Consider the following 24,762-nt stretch of genomic DNA (forward strand, 5'->3'; position numbering starts at 1 on the left):
AGAATTAAACTATAGATTCATTCAATGTAAATCCATTCAGAATTCCTGGAGTAAATGGATTCACCTGATTATTTGTTTTTAACAGGTAACGTCCTGAATTGCTGTTGATTTCAAAGAGAATTTGTAAGCTGGAACTGTCTTGTTCATCAACTAGAACGTTCACTTTTTCGAGAAGTTTAAATAGAGCCCAGATTCCTTGTTCTGCAAGTTCATAGTGATTTCCTTCAATTGAATTAAGAGCAAGTTTTGCGTGGGATTGGGGCCAGGTAAAACGAATAACAGAGTCAGTGCTTTGATTGTCGGTCAATTTTGTGTTGCCAATTTGCAGTTCCAGATTGGCAACCACAGGGTCAAGACTAATTTTTTGCAGGCTAAAATCAATTTTACTTTCTTCACCATGGTCAGGGAAAAACATATTGGTAATAATATTTGCACGTATCAGCGCATCTAATGTTTCTGATGCGATAGGTAACACCGAATCATTTACTGCTTTAGGTTTCCATTCTGCATTGGAAATATCCAAAAATGGTTTAACATAGTTTTCAGTAAATGAATTTAATGCGCCGTGAGTCGAAAAGAAATGATTGAAATCGTTTATTGCGATTTCTTCTGGTTGTGATGCGTCAAAAGGATAGCGTCTGGCAATAGTGGCCTGGAATTCTCTATAAACGGTCTGTTGCCATTGTTGATTGATATACTGACGGCTGTCTTTGATCAGTATCACCCAAGTGTCGCTTGCTAATTGTTTCGTCCAGGTACTTAGAGGTTCGGGTAATTGCCGTGCTTGATTATAAAGCAAACTTACTGGATCCGAAGCACTATCGCTGGCAAAACGGGTTTTAGTAATATTAAATGCAGTTTTACCCCCATCATTGATCATGGATAAAGTTGAAATAAAGCGTTCCAAATCAACGATTTTCAGACTTAACTCTTTAGTGCTGGAAAGACTCATTAAGTTTAAATCAGTAAATTGATTGGCAATAGATTGATTGAATAGCGAGGCGCTATTGGTCAAGTCCGCCTTGGTTTCCTGTTGGATTAAACCGATTATTTTACTTAGTGCATGAGATTGTTCCAGATTTTTAACTACTTGCCTGCCTGCTTGATAATCTTGATAATGCAAGGGTTGTGATTTGCGCATGAATGTTTGCCACCAGGTGACATAATCAAAACAATATGCCTGAGTTATCATTTCCTGTAATTGGCTTAAATCATTGCGTCCAAGAACCCAGTTTTCTTTTTGCAGACTGTGGCTAATATCAGGGATTCTTTGCATGACTTCATTAAAACCTGATCGGGTAAAATAACTCGGTAATTCGTTAGTCGCTAATACAAAACCATTAATTGCAATTTTTTGTTTGGCATTAGGTAGAAACTCTTTTGCAATAGAATAATAGAGGTAACTGGTGGGCAATGCATTTAAATAATTCCTGGCGTCACTAATTACTTGTGGTTTCGTAGTTATATTTTGAGGTGGTTTGCTTAATAAGAGTTTTAAAAGTGCCAGCTGTTTGTTTAAAGAACTCTCAGGCTGGTTTTTCCATTGAGCAGCAAACCAATCATGTACTTGCATTGCTGAAAAATGTTCTGGCTGGCTCAACATCAGATAGATTTTCAAGGCCTTATAACGAACGATAGGGGTATTTCCTGAGTTATTGATTACGTCTTCCAGCTCATTGCTTAATGAAGGTAAAAACTCACCCTGGAGACGGCTTTCAGCATTGTGGTGCAAATTGTGTTTTAATTGATGCACTGTGGGTAGCGACAAGGAATTACTGGGAATATGGCTCATCGTTTTTGCAGCCTTGGATAAATGATAAAGAGCCTGCTTTTCTTTATTTTTCTGACTGTTGAGTATGTCATAAGCGAGTAATTCTTTACTTGCTTCATCCAATAAATGAGCTGTTTTATAATGGTTGTAGCTTAAGATTAGCAAGCTGATTCCCGCAATACTTGCAGTAATTGCAATAATGGGTTTTTGCGAAAACTTTCTGACTTGTGGAATTTGACTGCAATGCTCCTGAAGGGTTTGTAATGCACCTTCAACAAAATAGGCTCTGAAATTTGTCGCTTGCGGAAAAGTATCTTGGACCACCAATGCATATTCATGCTGAATTTTTTTATTCAGACGGTCAATACTCACTCCGCCTTGCTCTGCACTGCTAAAATAAATGGAGTGTAAATTAAAAAGTTTGGGTGAAACCCCCTGGATCAATGCTTGAATAGGGGCACGCAAGCTGGCTACCTGTAATGGAAATTCCCGAATTAAACTGCGCCTCATTGTAGAGCGTGCAGGATGCATTTTGCTAATTACTTGTTGGCCAAGTTGTTCTGTGAGCTGATTGAATTGTAGTGAATATGCTTCTATTTTTTTCTTTAATTCATTCCTGCAATCCAGCGAAAACCCCAAAGGCTTTGATAAATCGGCTGCATGTTCTGACTGGTAAAATTCGGTGAAACCAGCAAGAGTATCCATTTTGGTAAACATCAGCGCAAGATTAATGGAATAACCCAGGTTGCTCCCAAATCGTTCCAACAATTGCAAATGCGCTTTTTTCTGTTCTGCAAACTGACTTGGATCTGCAATAAGCAAGTCATTTACATCAATGCATAAAACAAGACCGGTAATTTTTAGATATGCATTGCATCGATTTAATTGTTTCAGGGTTGTGAGCAATAAGGTTTTACTGTTGGAAAGCCAATTTTCACCAAGCTCAATAATGATCCCTTTCTGATTAAAATATATTTTGGCATGTTGTTCGCTAAAAACAGGTATTTCTTCCATATTGCTTTGCTTTAATATAGCCGACTTCCCTTGAGTATTCTTGCCGGTAATCACTATAAAGGACAACTGATTGCTTTGTGGCTTTAATTGTGAAAGTATTTTTGTTATAGCATCACATAATGCGCGTAAAGAATTGTTCATCAGCTATCCAGAAGAGCAAGTTGGGTATGTCCAAATAAAACGTTTTTTGCTTTATTTTCCAATAAGTATTGGCTGGTCAAAAAAGCAAGTGTTACCACAGTAATCGCAGTAATCAAAGTAATTATGACCGCTTTATAATTTTTTTTAACAATCTTGGGTATAGGGTTTTCATTAAATAAACGGCGTGGTTGATTAAAACGATTTTTCTGAATGATTTGATAAAGATCTTCAATATAGTTATCCAAAACCTGTCGTCCATCCGGTTTGAGATGGTAATGCCCCTCAAAGCCAATAATTAGAAAAAAATAAACCAACTCGATAAGATCAAGGTATTGGTTTGGTCGTTCTTTGATATAGTTAAGGATTTCAAAAAAACGATGTTGTGGCTGAGCATTATCATTAGTGAGCGGTGTAAAGGCTTTAAATTCAGCGGTAATTTGATATACACGCATGTAATTTTTACCCAGGATTTCATCTATGGTCGCTGCCATTAAATAATGAGCGATGGCAGCAAAGTCTGCTGGGTATTTCGATGCATCCATCTTGCTCTGAAAAGCAAGTAATTCATGTTCAATATTGTCTCTGATATTCTCAATGGCGGGCAATGAAGGGCTAAGACAGAGGCGTTCCAATAGCGACAAAAGAGGGCCTGCTGCCGCAACTAAAGCGTTAGTAGAAAATGGAGCAATAAATAATTTGGAGCGATAGTAACCTTGCGGGACAAGCATCGTTCCCGAATCAACAAGTTGGCTGCTGACCAATGAGGCTGGATAATGCGCAACTGTCATGGTCTTGCTCCTAATAGATCCTGATTCAAGCATGAAATTCTATTGCAAACACTCTAAGTTTAAAAGAAGATGATACGTTATATATTGCTTTTAGTTCAAGTGAGTCAAATTTTTAAACTGCTAATGTGCTATGAACAATAGTCATCACCTAGATCGCAAGCGTTTTACATAGAGAATGGGTATTCGTTTGTTCAGCCTGGACTGTTTGAATCGCTTTGGCAATATGCCTGATTTTAATAGGTATATCTGGGACATCCACTAACTTCTTACAAACCATCCAATAGAGTTGCTGTTATTGTTGAATTTATTTGCATCCATCATGAACAATAAGGTAATATTCTGGTTTGCCAAATATAGAACTATTTTGGTACTATATTTATAATATGGATAGGAAATTAATCAAGTGGATGTGTTGTTCCAAATTAAGACTTATTTAGTACTAGATTATTCGATTTTGAGGTGTTATGCTGCGCATCAGCAAGTTGGCCGATTATGGAACAGTTGTGATGGTTTATCTCGCCAGGCACGCACAAGAATTGTGTAATGCTCGTGATATTGCATTACATACACATCTGACTGTACCTACGGTAAGTAAAATTTTAAAACGTTTGACCAGTGCAGGTTTGTTAACCTCAGTACGTGGAGTGACTGGAGGATATCGATTGCGACGGCCTGCAACTGAGATTTCTGTGTCGCAAATAATTTTTGCATTGGAAGAACATCGTGGTTTCACAGAGTGCAGTTTGCAACCTAATGATTGTTCATTACAAGGTGTTTGCACGATTCAGGGCAATTGGCGATTAATAAGCCAAGCAATTGAAACCGCTTTGGATAGTGTCAGTTTAGCTACTTTGGCTAAACCAACTTTGCAAGCACATGATGTGGAGCGAGTTCGACAATTGGCAAGTGGAGTTAATCGTGGCTAAAAGCAGTGAGCAAATTAATTCTCTGCTCGATAGAGAATATCAACATGGGTTTACAACCGACATTGAAGTAGATACTTTTGAGCCTGGACTGAACGAAGATGTTATTCGTCGTTTATCAGCAATTAAAGGCGAGCCAGAGTTTTTGCTTGAGTGGCGTTTAAAAGCCTATAAGCATTGGTTAACCATGTCACCTCCTCAATGGTCCAGTGTGCATTATCCGCCTGTGGATTACCAGGCTATTTCTTATTATTCAGCACCTAAAATGAAAAAAGATGCGCCCAAGAGTCTGGATGAGGTTGATCCTGAGTTACTAAGAACCTATGAGAAGCTGGGCATTCCTTTAAGAGAACAAGAAATGCTGGCTGGCGTTGCTGTGGATGCTGTTTTTGATAGTGTTTCTGTGGCAACTACGTTTAAAGCGAAACTCGCTGAAAAAGGTGTTATTTTTTGTCCTATCTCTGAAGCAGTACATAAATATCCAGAATTGCTGATGCAATATTTAGGCTCGGTAGTCCCATATCGTGATAATTTTTATGCGGCGCTGAATTCGGCAGTATTTAGTGATGGTTCTTTTGTATATATTCCCAAAGGGGTGCGTTGCCCGATGGAGTTATCGACTTATTTTCGGATTAATGCAGCGTCCACAGGACAATTTGAGCGTACCTTGATTATCGCTGATGTAGACAGTTACGTTTCTTATCTGGAGGGCTGTACCGCGCCTATGCGTGATGAAAATCAACTCCATGCCGCTGTAGTCGAGTTAGTTGCATTAGACGGAGCACAAATTAAATATTCTACGGTGCAAAACTGGTATCCAGGTGATAAGGAAGGAAAAGGAGGTATTTATAATTTTGTGACGAAACGCGGTGCTTGCCGTGGCAAACGGTCCAAAATTTCCTGGACGCAAATTGAAACGGGCTCAGCAATTACCTGGAAATATCCCAGTGTAATTTTACAAGGAGATGATTCCGTTGGTGAGTTTTATTCAGTTGCCTTAACCAATAATTATCAACAAGCCGATACCGGCACTAAAATGATCCATATTGGAAAAAACACGCGGTCAACTATTATTTCCAAAGGGATCAGTGCAGGACGTGCACATAATGCTTATCGCGGTTTGGTGCGTATCGCCCCAACAGCAACGAATGCACGCAATTATACTCAGTGTGATTCAATGCTTATGGGCTCTGAATGTTCCGCACATACTTTTCCTTATATAGAAGTCAAAAACCCCACAGCACAAGTAGAACATGAAGCAACTACTTCCAAGATCAGTGAAGAGCAATTGTTTTATTGTCAGCAACGAGGAATCGATACCGAGGATGCTGTTTCGATGATTGTGAATGGTTTTTGTAAGCAGGTATTAAAAGAATTACCTATGGAATTTGCGGTGGAAGCGACTAAATTGCTAGGTCTAAGTTTAGAAGGGGCAGTAGGTTAACATGTTAAAAATCAAAGAGTTAAATGTTGAAATAAATGACCAGTCCATTTTGAAAGGCATTAACCTTCAGGTCAATGCAGGTGAAGTTCATGCCATTATGGGGCCTAATGGCTCAGGAAAAAGTACCCTGTCCAAGGTATTGGCTGGCCATCCTTCTTATCAAGTGATGAGTGGAGAAATAGACTATTTAGGTCAGGATTTGACCCCTTTGTCTCCTGAAGAAAGGGCGCGTGCCGGTATTTTTTTGTCGTTTCAATATCCGGTAGAAATACCTGGGGTAACGAACATTAATTTTCTTAAAGCTTCTGTTAATGCAGTGCGTAAAGGTCAGGGAAAAAATACGCTGGATGCCATTGAATTCCTTACATTCATTCGGGAGAAATGTCAGTTACTGGAAATGGATGAAAGCTTTCTATACCGCAGCATCAATGAGGGGTTTTCTGGCGGTGAAAAAAAGCGCAATGAAATTTTGCAGATGGCAGCTCTGGAACCCAAGCTTGCTATTCTCGATGAGACTGATTCAGGCTTGGATATTGATGCGCTGCGTATTATTTCGCATGGTGTTAATGCCATGCGTTCTCCTGAGCGTTCTATTATTTTAGTAACGCATTATCAGCGCTTGCTTGATTATATTGAGCCTGATTTTATCCATGTGCTGGTAAATGGGCGTATTATTATGTCTGGTGATAAATCATTGGCACTGGAATTAGAGAAAAAAGGGTACAGCTGGCTTGAGGAAACGGTGTAGTGATATGAGCGAGATTTTGGATTTTTACCAACAACGAGCAAAAGCGGGTTTATCATCTTTGCCTTGGCTTGCCCAATTGCAAACTAAGGCATTAATGGATTTGGATCGATGTGGATTTCCAACGCGACATGATGAAGACTGGAAATATACCCGTGTTGAAGCATTACTAAATCAGCCTTTTATGCGTTTTAATGCCACAGATCACATCAAGGAGGCTGCGGCTACCTATAAGGATAAAGTAAACTCTGATTTGCCAATAAATCAGCATATGTTGATTCGAGACGGACTCATTTCGGGTGTGGAGCAGCTTGCTAAGACCTTACCTAAAGGAGTGTTAGTTCTGCCTTTATCTGTAGCAATAGCACAACATCCAGAATTACTTAAGCCTTATCTGGGAACTATTTTAAAACAAGAGCATGGTTTTCATTATTTAAATACGGCTATGATTCACTGTGGTGTGTTGATTTATATTCCATCAGGAGTTGTTCTTGAAGAACCCATAGCGTTAACTCATGTACAAACTCAAACGAATCAAGCGGTTTATTTGCGACATTTGATTATTGCTGAGGAAAACAGTCAGGCTGCAATAATTGAAGATTATCAAGGTTTGGTTGATTGCTGCTATTTGACGAATACGGTAACCGAGATTGTTGTTGGTACTGGTGCAAAATTAACGCATTATACCCTTCAAAGAGAGAGTAAATCTGCGTTTCATATAGGTCACCTGTCGGTGAAACAATTAGAAGGCAGTGAGTTTGCCAATCATTCTTTAAGTCTTGGCGGACAATGGGTGCGTTCTGATATCAGTTTGTATATGCAAGAAGAAAGAGCACACTCTTTGATGAATGGGATTTATGCTCCTGCTGAAGGACAACATGTAGATCATCATACTACAGTGCAGCATCTGGTGCCTGACTGCAGCAGCGAACAGGATTATAAAGGTATTCTCACTGGTCGTTCGCGAGCAGTATTTAATGGTAAGGTATTTGTTGCTCAAAATGCACAGCATACAGATGCCAAACAACAAAATAAAAACCTGTTACTTTCAGCAAACGCCGAAGTGGATACTAAGCCGCAGTTAGAAATTTTTGCTGATGATGTATTGTGCTCTCATGGTGCGACGGTTGGACAATTGGATGAGGAAGCATTATTTTATTTGGCAACTCGTGGGATTGGTCGGCTTGAAGCATCGCATTATTTAATTCATGCTTTTGCTAGTGATAATCTGCGGCTTATTCCCCATCGCAAATTAGCAGACTACATGGGGCATTTATTAACACAACAGTTGGGGTAAGCTAAATGGACGCTTTGGATATTCAGGCAATTCGTAGAGATTTCCCTGTACTCAATCAAAAAGTAAATGATTTTGATTTAATTTATTTTGATAATGCGGCAACCGCACAAAAACCTAAAGCGGTGATTGAGGCTATGTCTCATTATTACGAGCATGATAATTCGAATGTACATCGTGGTGTGCATACTTTAAGTGTCAGAGCCACTGAGAGTTATGAAGCTGCCCGTTCCAAAGTGAAGCGCTTTATCAAAGCGAATTCACCACGTGAATGCATTTTTGTACGTGGAACAACTGAAGCGATTAATTTGGTTGCACAAAGTTTGGTTGCCCCACGTATTTTACCTGATGAAGAAATATTAATTACGCATATGGAACACCATTCCAATATTGTTCCTTGGCAGATGGTGTGTAAAAAAACCAGGGCCAAGCTGCAGGTTGCCCCCATTTCTCTTGACGGTGAGATTTTATTGGATGAGTTTGCCAAGAAATTAAATAAAAACACTAAATTTGTAGCAATTTCACATGCCTCTAATGCTTTAGGCACGATTAATCCCGTTAAAGAAATGATTAAGATGGCACATGATGTTGGTGCAGAAGTATTACTCGATGGCGCACAAGCGGCTCCTCATTTTCCTGTGGATGTGCAAGATTTAGGATGTGATTTTTACGCTTTTTCCGGGCATAAATTATATGGCCCTACAGGTATTGGTGTTCTATGGGGCAAAGAAGAACTTCTGAATGCCATGTCTCCTTATCAAGGAGGGGGCGAGATGATTAATTCCGTTTCTTTTGAAGCAACAGAATACGCTGCGGTGCCAAGTAAATTTGAAGCAGGTACTCCTGATATTGCCGGAGCAATTGGCTTAGGCGCTGCCATAGATTATTTAGAATCTTTGGATATGGAAGCAATCATCGCTTATGAACAAGAGTTGTTAGACTATGCAACTGCCGGAGTTCGGTCGAGCGGATTTAATATTATTGGAACCGCCAAACAAAAAGTACCGGTTGTCGCTTTTGTACATGGAACAATTCATGCCCATGATATCGGTACTATTTTAGATAGCGAAGGAATTGCAATACGAAGTGGCCATCATTGCGCCATGCCGTTGATGGATTTTTATAATGTTGCAGCTACTTCGCGTATTTCCCTGGCATTTTATAACACCAAAGAGGAAATTGATGCATGCATACACGCATTGCAGCGAGTTAAAGAGGTATTTGCATGAGTGCTGAATTGCGAGAACTTTATCAAGAAATCATTATCGATCACAATCGCAATCCACGCCATCATTATGAAATGAAGGATGCGACGACGCAAGCGAATGGTTTTAATCCTTTGTGTGGGGATAAATTAACGGTATATGCCAAAATAGAAAAAGATGTGATTACTGAGTTAAGTTTTCTGGGATGTGGTTGTGCTATATCCCAAGCATCGGCCTCATTGATGACCGACTCGATCAAAGGGAAAACTATAGAAGAAGCTCATGAAATGTTTCATCGCTTTCATCATATGTTGACTCAGAATGAAGAAGGTCAGTTACGTTATATGGATAAGTTGACAGTACTTGCAGGAGTGAAGGCTTATCCGGCACGGGTAAAATGTGCTACTTTGGCTTGGCATACTTTGGAAGCCGCGTTGAATAAAGACAGCAATGTGGTGAAAACAGAATAGGATGATCTATTTCTGGGTTCCATTGAGCATTGCAATTAAATGTAGGAATTGAGTTAAATCCTACGTCCCGCGGCTTGTCTGCGGGATCCAGTGATGGTGAAAGATGCCTGGTTCCCACGGAAAGCCGCGGGACGTGGGCGAGGTTTATATATACCATTAGGTTATAACAGCTCAGCTGTGTTGGCACCTAGATTACGGCCACCAAAAAGAGTAGGTACTTTATGTTTGGTTTTAAGAAAAAACAGGATGAGGAATTACTGAAAGAAGCCATTGTTAATGCGCTTAAGGGCGTTTATGACCCTGAGATTCCTGTTAATATTTATGATTTGGGCTTAATTTATAATATCTCGATTGATGAAGATGCTCACGTCACGATTCAAATGACCTTAACTACCCCTGGTTGTCCTGTGGCACAAACTTTTCCAGGAACGGTAGAACAAGCAGTCAACAACGTAGAAGGCGTTCGCGATTGCTCTGTAGAGTTGGTCTGGGAGCCGCCTTGGTCTCAAGAAAGAATGACCGAAGCAGCACGGCTTGAATTGGGAATTTTTTATTGATGTGGCCTCCTTCAGCACCGATCGAATTCTTACGCCAACGCGCAGAATTATTAGCAAAAATACGTTTGTTCTTTACGGAACGTGGTTATTGGGAAGTAGAAACGCCAATTATGGCGCGATATGGGACAACCGATGTTTATCTAAGCAATATCAAAGCCACCTTTCGTGATGAAACGTATTATTTACAGACTTCCCCCGAATACCATATGAAGCGTTTGCTCGCAGCAGGAAGTGGTTCTATTTTTCAAATAGCCCGTGTATTTCGTGACGATGAATTAGGACGTTGGCATAATCCAGAGTTTACCTTGCTCGAATGGTACCAGCTGGAGATCGATCATCATGCATTAATGGAAGAAATGGATCTTTTTCTGCAAAGGGTAATGCAGTCCAGTCCCATGATCAAAAAAACGTATCAACAAGCTTTTCTTGAAGCCTGTGGTATTGATCCATTATCGGCAACCCCCAGGCAACTTCGTGACCTATTGGCGCATTACGATTTGGAGAATGTTTTGCCTCCTCAAGAAGAGGATAGAGATCAGTATCTCTTTTTATTGATGAGTCATGTCGTCGAACCTTTTCTGGGCAAGGAAAGTGCTCCAGTTGCGGTATATAATTTTCCGGCATCACAAGCTTCCTTGGCAAAAATTAGCAATGGAGTAGCGGAACGTTTTGAGGTTTATTATCAAGGGGTTGAGTTGGCTAATGGTTTTCATGAGTTAACCGATGCTGCTGCGCAAGCAACGCGTTTTGCCCAGGACCAAAAAATAAGAAATGAAAAAGGCTTGCCTTTCATGGAGGCAGATCACTATCTTTTGCAGGCATTAGAACATGGTTTGCCTTCATGCAGCGGAGTCGCTTTAGGTATTGATAGACTCTTGGCCTTAGCTTTAAAACAACCTGAAATTGCCAAAATTATCTCTTTTGATTTTGACAGGGCATAGTTACTTCTAATTTCTCCAAATTTAAATCCGATTATTTTTGAACTATTTTGAAAATAGAAAATGGAGCTCTAATTTTATTTTGAGGCTCCATTTGTTCTTTCTGGCTAAAATATAACCTATAAAATCTTTAATGACTTAATAGATAGTCTAATATTTAAATATATATTGATTTTTTGTGCGGTAAAGCATGATACGTTCTGAAGATGTTTTTAAACCCGATTTTAAAGGTAACTCTGATTTTAAAGGTCCCATAGTGTTGCATATGAGTGATCAAGAGGGTTTTGGTGATGTTTCTTTAGGAATGAAAATAGCTAAATTTCTTGCAAAAAAATACCCCAATGCTCCTATTTACGTTTTGGCTAGAGAGGATTCAGTTAAGAAAATAAGCCAAATTGAACCGAGCTTCTTAGATGGAGAGGTTTATCCTCAAATTGGAGTTGTTAATACGACCACTACCCATGGTTCAGTAATTGGCAGGATATGTGGCAAAGCGCAACTCGCTGTGGAAACTGCTATTTGCGAGGGTTCACTAACATTACATCATAAAAATAGTGATTGCGCCAAAATTTTCATTGGGGAATATGGTCTTTATGAGGTAACACCTGAAAAGGAGCCAATTTACAAGCCCCCCATAATTTGTTTAAGCGGAAATGTGGGTGTAGGGAAAGATTACCCTGGAATTTTGATTGAATCCGATTTAAAGGAATTTTCACGTCTTTCTCCTCCCGCAAAACAAAATGCGCGCGCAAAAATAATTGATGGAATTGAATCTTCTTTGAAAAAACAGATTTTAGGTAATTGGGGCGGTGATACATCTTCATTTCTTGCAAAAAATAGTTTTGCTTTTTCTTATTATAATTGGCCTTTTTCTTACAAAAGAGCTGCTACGGTTTTTGCAGCAAGTAATGAGCCCGGCAAACATGCTAATTTTTTTGTAAGTGCTTCAACTAAGGATGATAAGGACAAAAAAACATTATTAATGCTTCAAGAACCGGATTTTCAAGAAAAGTTAAAACAACTTGGGTATACCAAGCTTGTTTTTCATATTGGAGATTCAGAAAAGCCACAGGAAATTATTTTAGATAGGTCAAATCCTGAGGGTAGAGAGTTTAGAGTATTTGAACGAAATCGCTTCACCCTTGAAACGACACTTGATTTAATGCGTTTGTCGGATGTTTGTGGCGTTGCAGGCGATCAATCGCTCACTGAAGCATTTTCTCTTGGTGCTGTTCCTGTACCTGAGGAATGGTATTGTCAACGTGATATAATACGTCAAATATCGAGTACTTATTATGAGTATACCGCAATGCAAAAAGTTCATGAAAATACTTGGAGAGTAATGGATTCTGTTGATCGATGGGCTGAAGCTGGGGAGCAAATACGAAGACGCCGCTCCAGTGTGGAATCTGTAATAACTAAATTTCAAGAAGAAGCAAATCTGTACAATGCGCTCGATTATCGACTTAATTTAGAATTTGATAAACCGAAACAAGAAGACATCGATAAATACAATCAATCGTTTATTGAGACACTGAAGGTAGGCCAGAAAGGTAGAAAGAATGACAAAGATAATGCTTTTTATATCGCTACGGAAATAGCGCGTTATTATGCTAAATGGCAACCCAGTGAACCGCTGACCATGAGTAAAATACTCGATACAATGAATGCACATGTTGGTAAAAGAATTACGCATATTGACAGTATCAGCAATGTTACAATAAAAGAAAAAGATTGTGAGTTAGTAAGTAGCGAGCGTAGCGGCAGTTTTTTTAAAAGAAACATAACTCATAAACCTTCTCGAAATAAGGAATTGCTCACTAAACTTCATTCTTTGCAACAACAACATTTTGCCTCAGGAAGCGTTGAGACCGGCACTCAAGAAAAAAGTACTATTCTCAAAGAGAAATTATCTGACATACGTCATCCAGCACTTACAGAAGATGATCTTCATTTGGCAGTGAAATATTTGGCTGGATTGGATATAGATAAACTCGGTGAGAAAGTTGGCTTTGGCCATACTCAATATGTCGGCAAGACTTTGAACACTTCGTATCACTTCGTTGAAAAAATAACACCATGTGAAGATAAACCAATTAAAGAAAATAAAAAATTTACTATTACTCTCGAGAGTAACTATTCGACTGATGAAAGGTATAACGTTACTCTTTCTAGAGAACAAGTGTACGAGTTTGCAGAGAAGCAAAAAGAACTAGAAGCGCAGTCAACATATAGCTGTTAAAAGCAAATTCTAATAGCTTCATGTTTACTAAACCAAATCGAATGAGGTGTGCTTCACTTCACTATGTTGTTCTTTTTGAAACGTGATGTACGCATTTTTTTCTTTTTCAGTGAATTTTTGAAATTCCGTGATTTTCGCTGAAATCCTTTCCTTGAGAATCTGTTGATATTCAGAATAATCCTTTGTATTTGTCACAAAATCTTTAGGGGTATTATAGCAATAATGAATATAAGCAATCTGATTTTGAGCTGCTTCAGAAAGCGTAGATTTCCTTGGAGTGCAGCTAAAGAAGCCTTTAACCGCTAAAATAAAAGGCGAAGTAATGAGCATTTGTAATTCTTGAGCAATTAAATTGAACTCTTCAATGCGTACTACAGGAATACGATCTAACTCTTCATTAATCAATTCAACATAATCTGCTCTTAATTTACTCGAAAACGTCATGATATAACAGCTCAGCAAACATTAATTGTCCGCATTATATAAATTTTGATCATAAAATTGCAATAGAAAAATTTGGCCCCAAATTAAAGGATCTGGGGAATAAAATGACTCGTAGCTTGAACTAGAAAAACTAAAGCCTTTTGTAATATTTCGACACCTTTTTTCAAAGCATTTTTTGAAGTATAGACTCCAGAACAAAGCATCATTTATCTCATTACTTGAAATCCATTTCATAATAAGCAGGCTCTGCTTTTGTATAATGATTATTCTCTGTTGTTAATTTTATAATTAAATTTTGGCACTCTTTTTCGGAAGCACAAAGCGTTACGCTTAAAGAACATAAATTAGGCTTTATTTCATCAGCAGGCAATACGGCACATAAGCCACCTTGGGTTTCTATCACGTCAGGGTTTTTGACTGAAAACAAGGGGATGTAATTGGTACAATCGTTACTTGTTTCGACTGTGGATGAATAAAGCGACGGTTTATGGGTATTGATTTTGATTACGGAGATTAAATCACTTTTCTCTGCATATAAATTTTCTATTGCCAATTGGCAATAGTCTGTTTCAGCGAAAGCAGTACCGATGGCAAGAGAAAAAAGCAGTGATGAGATAATTTTAGTCATAAGGATGGGTTATTTTAATTGGCATCATCTAATTATACGAGAGATTGGGATACGTCGATGGTTTTTCCCAATCTCATATTTTGAAAGATTATTTCTAGAACAACAACATCACTTTTTATGTTGTTCTAGAGATCCAGAGTTAGCCAAAACTTCCGCTGTTACCAAGCTTTGTACCTGGTTGAGGATGAAAGCCTAATTCATCCTCGTCCTGCTCAGAGCCGTACTCTTGTGTATCTGATTCCGTTATTACTAATTCAGGAAGTTCGCTTCTCTGCTTACCACCAAAATTTAGCAAGCGCATTGTTCCATACGAACGGTTCGGATTTTGCTCCAGTAGTGCATCTGTTTCATCGACTTGCCAACCGGTAATTTCCAAGTCTCTGTCTGTTACTTCTTGTGCAACTTGTTGATAGTCCGGATTTAGTTCTGCATAAGGCACATATCGTACATTCATTTTTCCAGGAGTATGTTGATCTACTTGAATCCTAAATGGCAGCATAAATAGCTCTTTTTTCCCATTTACATCAAATGCCATCAGAGCTTGGCTTTCAGCAAAGTCTAATGCATCGTCTTTTCGATGCTCCGCTTTATAACCTGGAAAAAGCTTCGTTAAAGTATCTCGTATTGAATTACCATGGCCTATGACTACCATATCGCGCGGCTCATCATTATCTAGTTCATCTACTATCTCTTTTGCTAACCCATTTTCTCTTTGTGCGTCTGTTGTATGGGTTACATCAGAGGGCTGTGACGTCTCATCAAGCGCTCCGATAGTATCCAATGCTGTTTGTTTTGCACTCTTATTGTCTTCTAACGTGCTTCCAAAAATAGCGTAACGAATAAATGAGAAAAAAAGCAAAGCTCGATGTAAAAACTTCACATCAGAAAATGGATTAAGCAACGGACCATATTCACGCCAATTCATTATATCAAAACCGGAAGGTCCTTCGGCAATTTCTGTTATTTCACGTGAGGATTTGGCTGTTACTTTTTTGTTATGAGTACGTAAGCCTTTAATAAAATTTGCGGCGGTTACAGTAGCCCGTGTCATAGTTGAAAATACAACGTGAGCATCATTACTTTGATTATGCAAAAGCACTGAATAATCAAAATGCTTCATATTTGCATCGGCGGCTGGATTAATATTTGCATTCGGTTTGAATCCATATCCTTTATCCGCGTTCGTGCATTCTCCATGTCGAAATAATTGAATGACTTTAAAATTATCCGCATCATTCGTGCAGGCTTTTTTAAGATAAGTTTGCGTGAAAAGATATAAATCATCAATTAATTGTTTATTATCTAGTGGAGTAGGGGCTGATAATTGATTATATTTTGTTATTCGATTCTGTATTCTTTTTAGGTATTTTTGCAGATCCTTATCTTGTTCTGCGTTAATTTTTGTTTGTGACATCGTTTATTCCGATTACATTTACTTCATAGGTGTAAATGATAAAACATTTACCTTATGTGATTATTAAATGATCAATAAAATAATTTATAGGTCAAAAAAATTTAAGTAATAATGAGATGCCACTGTATCTGGATACAGGAAATTATCGTGATTAGGTACAGCATATCGATTTGCTTTCGGCAATAATGGAATAGACTTCGTTGTCGCCAACAACAATGTGATCGAGTAAGCGGACATCAACCAATTCCAGAGCTTCACGGATGCGTTCGGTTACGATGATATCCTGGTGGCTTGCGTCGGATAGGCCTGATGGGTGATTGTGGGCCAGAATGAGTGCTGCTGCATTCAGTTGTAAAACACGCTCTATGATGGGCCTGGGATGAATCGTTGCTGTATTGATTGTCCCGGAAAAGAGTTCCTCATAAGCAATGATGCGATGTTGATTATCAAGAAATAATGCAGCAAAGGTTTCATTTTTATAATCACGCAAACGTTTTTTTAAATAAGCATAAGTTTGTTTGCTGTTCGTGATTTGGGTTTCTTTTTTTAATTGAATAAAATCACTGCGCCGACACATTTCCTTGATTGCTTGCAACTGGGCATACCGCACATCACCCAAGCCCGATATTTGTTTGAAGCTTTGTATATCGGCATTTAGAACGGCGCGTACATCACCCAAATGCTTGAGGAGATCAAAAGCTAATTGCACACAGGATTTTTTACTGGTGCCAGAGCTGATAAAAATTGCGAGTAATTCAGCATCTGAAAGGTTTTGTGCGCCATACGTGATAAGTTTTTCACGCAGATCGAACCGCCGTGTTGATTGGACAACCGTCATTTTTCTATTCCTTTATTGCGAAGTTTATGCTTTGATCACAGCTATTCTTATCAAAAACGTTGAGTCATGCAAGATTTTACCGGGAAAAAAGTATTGCTTGGGGTTTGTGGAGGAGTTGCCGCCTATAAATCAGCGTACCTGATTCGAGAATTAACTCGAGCTGGTGCGGAGGTCAAAGTGGTGATGACGCAATCCGCCCAGGAATTTGTTAGTCCTTTGTTGATGCAGGCCTTATCAGGAAACGATGTACGTACTGATTTATTTGATGCCCAGGCAGAGCGTGCCATGGGACATATTGAATTAGCACGCTGGGCTGATTACTTGATTATTGCTCCTGCTTCCGCCAATTGCCTTGCCAAACTGGCACAAGGTATTGCTGATGATTTGCTCTCTACTTTATATCTTGTTGCTGAAGTGCCAGTGATAGTTTGTCCTGCCATGAATCGCAGCATGTGGGCCCATCCTGCAACCCAAGCTAATTTTAAGCTTTTGCAAGAGCGAGGGGTGATTTTTGTTGGCCCTGAAGAAGGGGCTCAAGCATGCGGTGAGCAAGGTTTGGGACGCGTAAGTGAAGTGGAATACATCATGAGTGCTTTACGTTTATATAATGTCCACCAGTTATTGGCGGGTAAAAAAGTACTTGTGACCGCTGGACCTACTCGTGAACCTATGGATCCGGTACGCTATATCAGTAATTACAGCTCTGGAAAAATGGGCTATGCCATGGCAGAGGCTGCTGCAATGGCAGGAGCGCAAGTTACTCTGATTAGTGGACCAAGTACTTTACAGGCTTCAGCAAAAATTAAGCGGATTCTCGTTGAATCGGCACAAGAAATGCTGGACGCAGTAATGCAGGAAATGCCAGCAGGTGGTATATTTATAGGAACAGCTGCTGTTGCTGATTATCGGGTCGAGTCGCCTGCTTCTGAGAAAATGAAGAAAAAAAATCAGGACGAAATGACGCTTAAATTGATAAAAAATCCCGATATCCTCAGTCGTGTTGCTGAATCAGCTAAGGCTTCTTGCGTGGTTGGGTTTGCTGCTGAAACCACTGAGGTTGTGCATTATGCCACTGAAAAATTACAGCGTAAAAAACTGGATATGATTGTGGCAAACTCAGTAGGAAAAGGACTTGGATTTGATAGTGAAGTGAATCAAGTAACTGTAATTACAAAAAACAAGCAAATCGAATTACCCTTAACCCATAAAACACGGTTGGCTGGACAAATTATTGCAATCATTGCTGCAACTCTGCAAAATGATGGGCATTAATATTTTATAGGAAAAATGATGGCGCAAGCGATTCAATTAAAAATTCTTGATCCTCGAATAGGTGATACTATTCCGCTACCTTCGTATGCAACTCACGGTTCAGCCGGATTGGACTTGCGTGTTTGTATTAATGAGCCGATTCAAATTGCACCGCAAGAAACGGTGCTATTGCCGACAGGACTGTCGATTTATATTGCTGATCCTAAATTAGCGGCTGTGATTTTACCCCGCTCAGGCTTAGGGCATAAAAATGGTATTGTTTTAGGGAATTTAGTGGGACTCATTGATTCTGATTATCAAGGAGAACTCAAAATTTCTTGTTGGAATAGAGGGATTGAGCATTTTACAGTAAATCCCGGGGAGCGTATTGCGCAATTAGTTTTTGTCCCAGTTGTGCAAGCTGCTTTTGAAATCGTTGAGGCATTTACCGAAACCTCCAGGGGTGAAGGTGGGTTTGGAAGTTCAGGGAGGCATTAAATGAAATATCAGCAAAAGCAAGTGACGCGTTCGGTGTTCCGTGCATATGATATCAGAGGCATAATTGGACAGGAATTGGATGAAAATGCTTTTTATAGTATTGGACTCGCTCTAGCCTGTTATTTGCGTGATTTGCAGCGCCAACAAATTTTTTTGGCACGCGATGGCCGTCTCACGAGTTTTGCTATGGCTTCCGCCTTAAAACAAGGATTGCTGGACAGCGGTATCGATGTAGTAGACTTAGGGGCAGTTCCTACGCCGGTCATGTATTTTGCAATTCACACTCAAAGCATTGATTGTGGATTGATGGTAACAGGAAGCCACAACCCAGCAAATTACAACGGTATTAAAATGGTCTTGTTGGGTAAGACTTTAATGCAAGAAGATATTGATATTTTGTATCAACTGGTTCTTGACGGCAAGCGCGTTGCGGGCCAAGGGAAAGACATGGCATTTGATGTATTGCCTGAATATGAGCAACGCATTAGAAGTGATATAAAAATCAAGCGTCCATTAAAAGTGGTGGTTGATTGTGGTAATGGGATTGCTGGTCCAATTGTACCTCAGATGCTTAGCGAGTTAGGTTGCGAGGTTATTGCGCTTTATTGTGATGTAGATGGTCACTTCCCTAATCATCATCCCGATCCAACCATTGAGGCTAATTTAGCTGACTTGAAAACTGCAGTAGCAGCCCATAAAGCAGATATCGGTTTAGCTTTTGATGGTGATGCCGATCGCTTGGGTTTAATCACGAATAAAGGTGAAATGATTTGGCCTGATCGTTTGATGATGCTGTATGTTCGTGAATTATTAACTCGTCTTCCCGGAGCTACTGTAGTTTTTGATGTTAAATGCTCCAGTCACTTGGAGGCTGTGATCAAAGAAGCGGGTGGCATACCCAAAATGTGCCCTACAGGTCATTCCATTGTGAAACACGTGATGAAAAAAGAAGAGGCTGCTTTGGCTGGTGAAATGAGCGGCCATTTATTTTTCAAAGATCGCTGGTATGGATTTGATGATGCACTGTATAGTGCCTGCCGTTTACTTGAAATCATTAGCGCATCGGACATGACTGTAAGTGAGCAATTTGAAGCAATTCCCAATAGCGTCAATACGCCTGAATTGAAGATTGCTATAGCGGATGATGAGAAGTTCCAGTTTATGAAGCGATTTAATGAAATGGCTGAATTTCCTCAAGCACGCGTTATTGCCATTGACGGGTTACGTGTTGAGTTCGATAAAGGATGGGGGCTATTACGTGCTTCGAATACTACACCTTGTCTCGTTGCTCGTTTTGAAGCCGAAGATAAAGATAATTTAGAACAGATTAAGCAGTTATTTAAGAAACAAATGCATTTGTTGGATGACACATTGGAATTGCCATTCTAATGAGTGGTTGTAATCTGGCTATAAATAGATTCTAAAATGACTCAATAAGCCTGGAGGGGTCATTTGCCCAGACTTATTGAGGATTAAAAATTCCACCTAAATTATTTTGTTGAAAAATCTTATAAAAAAGAACACACTAAGCCCAGTTTTTGGCGAATTTTTACTATGATAAATGGAGTTTACGCTTGGAACATCTAAAGTCTCCCAATACTCGCAAAATGTCTGATCCTGTAAGTATGAGCAGAGTAGACATACCTATAACAATTGGTTATGGTTGTCAGTTAACTATTGCTTCTTCTCAAGCATTGGCACATCATTCATTGCCAGTAGCCTTACCCCCCCAGGCGATGGAGGCCATAGAAGCCTCATACCAGTTTTTGAAAGTTCATGTTGATTCGAGAATTCCTATTTATGGGGTCAATACAAATTTTGGTGATCAGGTTCGTTATATCGATGCTACGCTCAAAGCTACTGATACATCAGATTATTATGACTCGATTAATGAGCGACAGGAAAATATTCTCCGCTCTCTTTCTTGCGGCTTAGGTACAATTGTTTCACCGCATATCGTACGCGTGGCGATGATGTTGCGTGCGCATTGTCTGGCACAAGGATATTCAGGCGTTCATCCTGAATTAATTAATTCACTTTTAGACTTTCTTAATGCAGGTATTACTCCGGTCGTTCGTTGTTATGGTTCTATTGGTGCCAGTGGTGATCTTATTCCTCTTTCTATGATTGCAGCAGCGCTTATTGGAGAACCAGTTGCTGTGACTTATCAGAATCAGGTTATGTTGGCGCCTGAAGCGATTCAATTAGCGGGCCTTAAGGCATATAAACCCGTAATGCGTGATGGGCTTGCCTTGATCAATGGCACCTCATTCATGACGGCAATAACCAGTTTGGCCGTCTATGATTTGCATCATTTATTCAAGCAAATGTTGGCCGCTATTGCCATGACGTTAGAGTCTTTACTCGTGATCAGCAGTGCTTATCATCCTATGGTGCACCAACTGAAAAAACATAAGGGTGAAATGACAATCAATCAATTTTTTATCGATTTCTGGGAAGGGAGTCAATTGTTGATTGATTTAGATGAATTGAGAGTTACAGATTATACCTATAAACCAGTACAAGATTATTATTCAATTCGATCTGTTCCCCAAGGATTCGGACCATTCCATGAGAATTTGGAGCGTGCAATCTGTTGGATAGAAAATGAAATGAACTCTGTTAATGATAATCCAATTATTGATGTCGCTGCGAACAGTATTCATCATAGCGCAAATTTTATGGGTTTTTATATAACCGATGCATGCGACATTTTAAAAATGGACATTGCTCAAGCTTCAACCTGGATGCATGCATTGCTCGCCAACTTAGTTCATCCTCGTAAGAATCATAATTTACCAGTTAATCTTGTACCTAATCCAAGTAAACATAATGGTTTTCGATCAATGCAGCTATTAGCTGCAGCACTTGCAGTTCAAAATCGCAAATTGGCCCAGTCACATCAGGCATTTACCTTAGCTACCGAGGGTGATAATCAGGATGTAAATAGTTTGGGCACACATGCTGCTTTTGATTTTCAAGAGTCAGTAGCTAATTTGGAGCGTCTCACGGCAATTTTGTTAATTGCAGCAACGCAAGCACTTGAATTACGTGGTATTGAAAAAGCGAGTAAAAAAGCTCAATCTATTTATCATACAGTTCGTCAATATTCTCCAAAAATAGAACATTGTAGACCGATGTCAGAAGAAATTGAGAAGGTTATTAATTTATTAAGGGATAGTAAAATATAAAGGGGTAAAAGACTCAGTCCCTACCAAGGAACGGCTGTATTTGGCGCATCTTGGGAGAACCTGCGCTCAAATCCAACCGTTCGAGTACATATTCATACAGGGGATTAGCTATTTACTATAAAGGAGCAAAACGTGCGTCAAGTCTCTCATTTATACCTAGCGCTTTTTTCGTGCTGTGTAGTTTCTCCAGTTTGGGCATCCGATTTTAGCCTGCCTTTTGTTAATTCAGCAGGATTGGGTGTTGCTTATGCTGATTGGGCAACGGCTGCCAGTGATGCAAGTACGGCTTATACAAATCCAGCAGGTCTTGTTAAGCTGTCGCGTCAACAAATAGTAGGTAATGCATTGGGCATCATCGGTACTGCCCGATTTACAGGATCTGCAGTGACACCACCCTTCCCATTTCCGTTCGCTGTGGCGCAGTCTGGCGTAGCAAAAAGCCAAATTAGGGCTTTTATGCCCTCATTTTATTATTCAGCGCCCCTTACTCAGCGCGTTTCTTTTGGTTTTAATTTAACAACTCCGTTTGGATTGGGTACGAATTATGGTTCCACCCGCTCATCCATGGCACGTTATGCTGCAACACGTGCTCAAGTGGTTGGCATTGATGTAGGCCCAAGTTTAGGAGTGAAAATTACGGAGCGCTTTTCTCTGGGTGCGGGTTTTGATGCACTGCATTTGGCATTTACATTAAATAATATGTATGGTCCGCCTGTTTCTTTTCCTTCTGACTCAAGACTCGAAAATCATTTAAGCGGTTGGGGATATGGGGGCCATGGCGGTATTTTATGGGATTTTTTACCAGAAACTCGGATTGGATTGAGTTATTATTCTAAAATTTCACTTACGACTAGAGGCCATAGCACAGTACATACACCTGCAATCGGACCTGTGGTAGCGATCTTTAGAACCAATCAACAAGAAACAAAAGCAGCTTTGCCGGCCCGAGCTCAATTGAGCTTACAACATGATTTCACCAAACGATGGACTGGGTTTGGTACGGTTTTTTATACCAATTGGAGAACATTTAATCAAATAACCATGGAAAATACGGAAACTCCTACGGGAGAAACGCGTTCAGTAACAATTCCATTTAATTACCACAATTGTTTTGATTATGCAGCAGGCGCTACGTTTAAGGCAACTGAGAAAATATTATTCCGTGGCGGTATTCAATTTATGAGTACCCCTTCTAACGATCGTGATCGCGGTATTGCCGATCCTGTAGGGAGTGCGACCATTGTGGCAGTGGGAGCCCATTATCAACAAAATGCAAATTTAGGCTACGATGTAGGGGTAGGCCATTCATTCTTTAACCAAATGCCAGTGAATCTAATTACTCCTTTGACATCCCTTAAGGGACATACCAATACACAAACCACAGCCATTGGCGGACAAATTAACTGGAGTTTTGCTTAGCATTAGCATGCAGCAAACTACCCTTTAAAGATGAAAAAGCCCGATGCGAGATAAAATCTTAAAACTTTATGTACTTTCGACCTTATTAGGCATATTAACAGGAACTGTGGGTTCATTGTTGCAGTTGGCAATCCATTGGTTAAATAATGTTTTAATCAGCTGGTTTAATTTCGCAGGGTCAAAAGGTTATAATATCGGTGTCATTTCTGCACTCACAACGATGGTCATGGTTTTCATCGCATGGGCTTTAGTAAAATGGGTTGCAACCGAAGCATCAGGAAGTGGTGTTCAGGAAATTGAAGGGACTTTGCTTCATGAGCGTCCAATTTTGTGGCGAAGATTATTACCTGTAAAATTTATTGGTGGAGTCATGTCAATTGGTTCTAAGATGGTGCTCGGTCGTGAAGGGCCTACCATTCAAATTGGTGGTAATTTAGGTGAAATGTTAGGTGAGATCTTCTTTTTAAATAGGAAAAGACGTGACTCACTTATAGCTGCCGGAGCTGCAGCAGGACTTGCAACAGCGTTTAATGCACCTCTTGCTGGTGTTTTATTTGTACTTGAAGAAATGCGCAATGAGTTTAATTTCTCCTTTACAAATTTCAAAATGGTTGCCATATGTTGTGTGTTTGCAACAATCATGTTGCATATCATTATTGGACCTCAACCTGATATTAAGATGGTTGTCTTTACCCCGCCAAGTCTTCAATCGCTTTGGCTTTTCTTTGCCTTTGGTATCGTAGTAGGTATTGTAGGTCTGTGTTTTAATAAATTCTTGATGAAATTGTTGTACAGCCTGGACAAACTGAAACCCTGGATGAAAGATATTTACGTATTAATTATTGGCCTCACCGTAGGATATTTGGCTTATAAACAGCCTGGCGTTGTTGGAGGTGGATATCATATTATTGAACAAGCTTTAATCGCTTACCCTGATTTTTCAGTCTTGATAATGTTACTTATAATTCGATTTATTATGACTTTATTGTGTTATGGCACAGGTGTCCCCGGTGGTATTTTTGCGCCTATGTTAGCTTTAGGAACCATTTTAGGATTAGCTGCTTCACATATTCTTCAGGCAATTTCAAGTGACATAAACATTCATCCGGGTATGCTTGCGGTGGCTGGCATGGGGGCTCTGTTCGCTGCTTCTGTAAGAGCACCGATTACAGGTATCATTCTTGTTGTTGAAATGACGCAAAATTATTTATTGATATTGCCGTTAATGATTACCTGTTTAACATCAACTACAGTTGTTCAGTTTGCAAAAAATGCTCCTATCTATACGCAACTTTTGCGTAGAACGTTAAAAAAAGAAGCATGTTCATAGAGGTTCCATGCCCCTTGGCTTTTATTTCCTTAGTTCACAGCATTTTCTTACTGAACAGAAATTTTATCCCAACATTAACCCGACAACTTTTCAGAGTAGATTATTCTGGTTTTCTTCAGACTTTTTATCATAAATGTCTCTATATGATCATTGCTAATCATACAGAACACACTGTGTCAAATTTTGCATCATTGGCAGTAAATTGTTAGCATGTAAA

21 protein-coding genes are annotated in these 24,762 nt (G+C 39.5%); 15 read left to right on the plus strand and 6 right to left on the minus strand.

What is annotated here, in order from left to right; translation table 11 throughout:
- Nucleotides 1-4: 4 nt before the first annotated feature.
- Together icmF and icmH are read right to left on the minus strand one after the other, a co-directional pair.
- Entirely contained in the window at nucleotides 5-2,926 is a 2,922-nt protein-coding gene (gene icmF / locus FOLKNPGA_RS01905) for a type IVB secretion system protein IcmF (protein WP_182351495.1), read from the minus strand.
- A complete protein-coding gene (gene icmH, locus FOLKNPGA_RS01910; protein ID WP_182351496.1) occupies nucleotides 2,926-3,714 on the minus strand; it encodes a type IVB secretion system protein IcmH/DotU in 789 nt (262 codons plus the stop codon). The genes icmF and icmH overlap by 1 nt, the downstream gene beginning before the upstream one ends.
- A gap of 464 nt (nucleotides 3,715-4,178) precedes the next feature.
- Here icmH and FOLKNPGA_RS01915 point away from each other — a divergent pair, with 464 nt between their 5' ends.
- From FOLKNPGA_RS01915 to FOLKNPGA_RS01955, 9 genes are all read left to right on the plus strand, one after another.
- Nucleotides 4,179-4,640 (plus strand): SUF system Fe-S cluster assembly regulator, encoded by a 462-nt coding sequence (locus FOLKNPGA_RS01915; protein WP_131778053.1) that lies wholly within the window; start codon nucleotides 4,179-4,181, stop codon nucleotides 4,638-4,640.
- Entirely contained in the window at nucleotides 4,633-6,081 is a 1,449-nt protein-coding gene (sufB, locus tag FOLKNPGA_RS01920; RefSeq protein WP_370529173.1) for a Fe-S cluster assembly protein SufB, read from the plus strand. Before FOLKNPGA_RS01915 ends, sufB begins: the two co-directional genes overlap by 8 nt.
- Before the next feature lies 1 nt (nucleotide 6,082).
- Complete coding sequence (sufC, locus tag FOLKNPGA_RS01925) at nucleotides 6,083-6,829, plus strand: Fe-S cluster assembly ATPase SufC (protein WP_182351497.1); 747 nt, start codon at nucleotides 6,083-6,085, stop codon at nucleotides 6,827-6,829.
- Between the two features lie 4 nt (nucleotides 6,830-6,833).
- Nucleotides 6,834-8,123: a Fe-S cluster assembly protein SufD gene (gene sufD / locus FOLKNPGA_RS01930; protein ID WP_182351498.1), complete on the plus strand. Its 1,290-nt coding sequence runs from the start codon at nucleotides 6,834-6,836 to the stop codon at nucleotides 8,121-8,123.
- Between the two features lie 5 nt (nucleotides 8,124-8,128).
- Nucleotides 8,129-9,349: a cysteine desulfurase gene (locus tag FOLKNPGA_RS01935; protein ID WP_304599226.1), complete on the plus strand. Its 1,221-nt coding sequence runs from the start codon at nucleotides 8,129-8,131 to the stop codon at nucleotides 9,347-9,349.
- Nucleotides 9,346-9,795: a Fe-S cluster assembly sulfur transfer protein SufU gene (gene sufU / locus FOLKNPGA_RS01940; protein ID WP_182351499.1), complete on the plus strand. Its 450-nt coding sequence runs from the start codon at nucleotides 9,346-9,348 to the stop codon at nucleotides 9,793-9,795. Before FOLKNPGA_RS01935 ends, sufU begins: the two co-directional genes overlap by 4 nt.
- Nucleotides 9,796-10,016: 221 nt before the next feature.
- Entirely contained in the window at nucleotides 10,017-10,352 is a 336-nt protein-coding gene (locus tag FOLKNPGA_RS01945; protein ID WP_182351500.1) for an SUF system Fe-S cluster assembly protein, read from the plus strand.
- Nucleotides 10,352-11,293: an elongation factor P--(R)-beta-lysine ligase gene (gene epmA / locus FOLKNPGA_RS01950; protein WP_182351501.1), complete on the plus strand. Its 942-nt coding sequence runs from the start codon at nucleotides 10,352-10,354 to the stop codon at nucleotides 11,291-11,293. The genes FOLKNPGA_RS01945 and epmA overlap by 1 nt, the downstream gene beginning before the upstream one ends.
- 187 nt (nucleotides 11,294-11,480) lie before the next feature.
- A complete protein-coding gene (locus FOLKNPGA_RS01955; RefSeq protein ID WP_182351502.1) occupies nucleotides 11,481-13,532 on the plus strand; it encodes a hypothetical protein in 2,052 nt (683 codons plus the stop codon).
- A gap of 27 nt (nucleotides 13,533-13,559) precedes the next feature.
- Here FOLKNPGA_RS01955 and FOLKNPGA_RS01960 read toward each other — a convergent pair whose 3' ends face one another.
- The 4 genes from FOLKNPGA_RS01960 to radC all read right to left on the minus strand — a co-directional run bounded on the left by FOLKNPGA_RS01960 (nucleotide 13,560) and on the right by radC (nucleotide 16,856).
- Nucleotides 13,560-13,976 carry a hypothetical protein gene (locus FOLKNPGA_RS01960; RefSeq protein WP_182351503.1) on the minus strand — a complete coding sequence of 139 codons (417 nt, stop codon included), beginning with the start codon at nucleotides 13,974-13,976 and terminating at the stop codon, nucleotides 13,560-13,562.
- Between the two features lie 214 nt (nucleotides 13,977-14,190).
- Nucleotides 14,191-14,604: a hypothetical protein gene (locus FOLKNPGA_RS01965; RefSeq protein ID WP_182351504.1), complete on the minus strand. Its 414-nt coding sequence runs from the start codon at nucleotides 14,602-14,604 to the stop codon at nucleotides 14,191-14,193.
- A 139-nt stretch (nucleotides 14,605-14,743) separates the two neighbouring features.
- Complete coding sequence (locus tag FOLKNPGA_RS01970; RefSeq protein ID WP_182351505.1) at nucleotides 14,744-16,018, minus strand: hypothetical protein; 1,275 nt, start codon at nucleotides 16,016-16,018, stop codon at nucleotides 14,744-14,746.
- 151 nt (nucleotides 16,019-16,169) lie between these two features.
- Nucleotides 16,170-16,856, minus strand: coding sequence for a DNA repair protein RadC (radC, locus tag FOLKNPGA_RS01975; protein ID WP_182351506.1), 687 nt, complete (start codon nucleotides 16,854-16,856; stop codon nucleotides 16,170-16,172).
- 66 nt (nucleotides 16,857-16,922) lie between these two features.
- Here radC and coaBC point away from each other — a divergent pair, with 66 nt between their 5' ends.
- From coaBC to clcA, 6 genes are all read left to right on the plus strand, one after another.
- Nucleotides 16,923-18,128, plus strand: a complete 1,206-nt coding sequence (gene coaBC, locus FOLKNPGA_RS01980) for a bifunctional phosphopantothenoylcysteine decarboxylase/phosphopantothenate--cysteine ligase CoaBC (RefSeq protein ID WP_182351507.1) — start codon at nucleotides 16,923-16,925, stop codon at nucleotides 18,126-18,128.
- Between the two features lie 18 nt (nucleotides 18,129-18,146).
- Nucleotides 18,147-18,605 carry a dUTP diphosphatase gene (gene dut / locus FOLKNPGA_RS01985; protein WP_182352729.1) on the plus strand — a complete coding sequence of 153 codons (459 nt, stop codon included), beginning with the start codon at nucleotides 18,147-18,149 and terminating at the stop codon, nucleotides 18,603-18,605.
- Nucleotides 18,606-19,994: a phosphomannomutase/phosphoglucomutase gene (locus FOLKNPGA_RS01990; RefSeq protein WP_182351508.1), complete on the plus strand. Its 1,389-nt coding sequence runs from the start codon at nucleotides 18,606-18,608 to the stop codon at nucleotides 19,992-19,994.
- Between the two features lie 185 nt (nucleotides 19,995-20,179).
- Nucleotides 20,180-21,796: a histidine ammonia-lyase gene (hutH, locus tag FOLKNPGA_RS01995; protein WP_255466039.1), complete on the plus strand. Its 1,617-nt coding sequence runs from the start codon at nucleotides 20,180-20,182 to the stop codon at nucleotides 21,794-21,796.
- Between the two features lie 132 nt (nucleotides 21,797-21,928).
- Nucleotides 21,929-23,215 (plus strand): OmpP1/FadL family transporter, encoded by a 1,287-nt coding sequence (locus FOLKNPGA_RS02000; protein WP_182351509.1) that lies wholly within the window; start codon nucleotides 21,929-21,931, stop codon nucleotides 23,213-23,215.
- Between the two features lie 43 nt (nucleotides 23,216-23,258).
- A complete protein-coding gene (gene clcA, locus FOLKNPGA_RS02005) occupies nucleotides 23,259-24,545 on the plus strand; it encodes a H(+)/Cl(-) exchange transporter ClcA (protein WP_182351510.1) in 1,287 nt (428 codons plus the stop codon).
- The last annotated feature ends 217 nt before the right edge of the window (nucleotides 24,546-24,762 follow it).

Source organism: Legionella sp. PC1000 (assembly GCF_014109805.1).
In the GTDB taxonomy this organism is placed as follows: domain Bacteria; phylum Pseudomonadota; class Gammaproteobacteria; order Legionellales; family Legionellaceae; genus Legionella; species Legionella resiliens.